Here is a 2,383-nt window from a genome sequence, read left to right as displayed (position 1 = left end):
TGGCGAAATTGTTAGTTTACGTTGACTATTCAGCTCATCAGTAATCATTTTACCTTCAACTTTCAACCAACCATCTTGAGGATATTTACTCCGACTTCTGCCTTCTGGTAATTTAACTGGTAATCCTACTGGATAAGCATCAGCAGCACAACAAGTCAAAATAAATCTAGATATCCAAAAATATTGCTCAGATAATCCAGGAGGATAAATTACAAACCCAGTTACTTCAACTTTTTGCTCATTATAAGCATCTGGTTCTGGATAAACATTTAAAATTCTAATCCATTCAATCAGTGATCGCTCTTCTGGTTTAGTACCACTACGAAATTCTTGAGGTTGAGTTCTAGTCACTGGTAAAGATTCTGTTAAACCTCTTTGTAATGCTGTTTGACTAGCAAAAACTTGAGGAGTAATCATCAATGCCAGTAGAGCTGATATTAATAATAAACCACTACTCCAACCAGGAGGGAAAAGATTAATATGCTGATTTTCAATACTGGTTAATACTTGTTTTGATTGTCTCTTAAATCTTTGACTTTTGCTAATACTCCATAACTCTAAAATTTTCAATCCACCTAATAAGAGTAAAGCAATTCCAGCTCCCACTGTTAAACCAAAATAACGAGGATGAATTAATATGTATAACTTGCTTGTCATCCAATAATGCAATAACATAAAACCCCAAACAAAAATTGCTATAGCATCTATCCAAGAACTATATTTTTTGAGTAGGGAAAAAAGTGACTTGTAAACTTTCATCTGATTAAAATTGCCCCACTTATGTGAATAATATAGCAAGGAACGAGTTGGTGTTTTATTGTTGATGTTTTACTTATGCTAATGATCAAGCTTAGACAGAGAATTTTCCTGCTCCTAATCCTACTGTTGCCTGTTCCCTGTTCCCTTGATTAAAATTGCCCCACTTATGTGAATAATATAGCAAGGAACGAGTTGGTGTTTTATTGTTGATGTTTTACTTATGCTAATGATCAAGCTTAGACAGAGAATTTTCCTACTCCTACTCCTACTGTTGCCTGTTGACTGTTCCCTGTTCCCTGCTATAAGTTAATTTAACTCAAATATAAATTCACAATCAAAGCCATAATAAATGTTAATTGTGCTGCCAATACCATTAAATAAATTACAACCCGCGACCGAAATACTGATAATAATAAACCAACAGCTTTGATATCAATCATCGGTCCAAAAACCAAAAAAGCTAATAGGGAACCACTGGTAAAAGTTGCAGCAAATGACAAAGCAAAAAAAGCATCCACAGTCGAACAAATAGAAACCACTGCTGCCAAAGTCAGCATAGCAATAATTGAACTAATAGGACTCTGACCAAGACTCAGAATAAATTCACGGGGTGCAGCAACCTGAATCATTGCAGCGATCGCGCTACCAATAACTAACACTCCACCTAAGTCTTGTAACTCTTGCACCATACTATTTAACAAAGATAAAAGTCGCTGTCGATCAGGTGCAACGAACAGAGATTTCCAACTCATATCTTTGTTAGAAGTGGTTTGACTACTCACACCTAGTGGACTTTGATTAATAGTACTAGCTTCTACTTGCCAAAGTGGGATAGACTCCAGGGGCATAGACGTGGTAGATTGACCTAGAAAAAATGTTCCTGACTGTAAAAGAGGAGAAGTTTCAACTTTTTGAGAAACTGACTGTTGAGGTCTAGGCAATAGACGAGCAGTTTTAGGTTGCAATAATGGTCGCACCCAGGCAACGACCCGGCCCGCCGTCCACGACAGTTGCAGTTGGGTGATGCCCTCCTCGACGACGGGGGCGGCCGGTTTGTTCGGCTCGGACGGTTCGGGGCTACGGACCGACGCCGGGCCGATCAGTTCGGTCAGGACGTCGTCGATGCGGCGATGCTCGGCTTCGAAGTCGGCGAGCACCATCGACCGTTCGGGCCCCCGCACGTCGCGGGTGACCTGTTCGAGGGCCATTTCGGCCCCGTCCAGCATGCGCAACAGGGCGGCGATCCAGGACTTCTGATTCGATTGCAGCATCTCGACCTCGGCCTCGTTGGCGACGCCATCGACGTGGGCCTGGACCAGGTCAAAGAACTCTTCGGGCGGAACCGGAAGCGGTCCCGCAGTTATGGTGGCGATGGATTCACTCCAATAGTTCGCTAGCTCCTGCCGTCCACCGCTGGACAGCCGGCTAGGTGTGCTTCCGCTTTGGCGACGGCCGGGCGATGACTCCACCCCCGCTTGGGGTTACATCGCCACGCAAGTCAGCACGAACTTGTGGCCTCGACACCCGGCTACAGGCGTCGATATCTCAGGTTAGCCCGATCTGGGCATCTTCGCCACGACCGACGGGGTGTTGGCGGTGGCTGGCTGGACGGTTCGTTTCGTGA

Annotated in this window: 2 protein-coding genes; both read right to left on the bottom strand. The window is 44.1% G+C overall.

Annotated elements, in window-relative coordinates; genetic code table 11:
* Nucleotides 1-759, bottom strand: a 759-nt coding sequence (locus F6K13_RS28710; protein ID WP_287289246.1) for a TIGR03943 family putative permease subunit, incomplete at its 3' end; no start/stop codon positions are given.
* Nucleotides 760-1,070: 311 nt separating this feature from the next.
* Nucleotides 1,071-1,967, bottom strand: a complete 897-nt coding sequence (locus F6K13_RS28705) for a permease (RefSeq protein ID WP_287289244.1) — start codon at nt 1,965-1,967, stop codon at nt 1,071-1,073.
* Nucleotides 1,968-2,383 lie beyond the last annotated feature (416 nt).

This window comes from Okeania sp. SIO2B9 (genome assembly GCF_010672505.1).
Taxonomy (GTDB): domain Bacteria; phylum Cyanobacteriota; class Cyanobacteriia; order Cyanobacteriales; family Microcoleaceae; genus Okeania; species Okeania hirsuta.
This window is presented reverse-complemented; position numbering and strand designations above follow the sequence as displayed.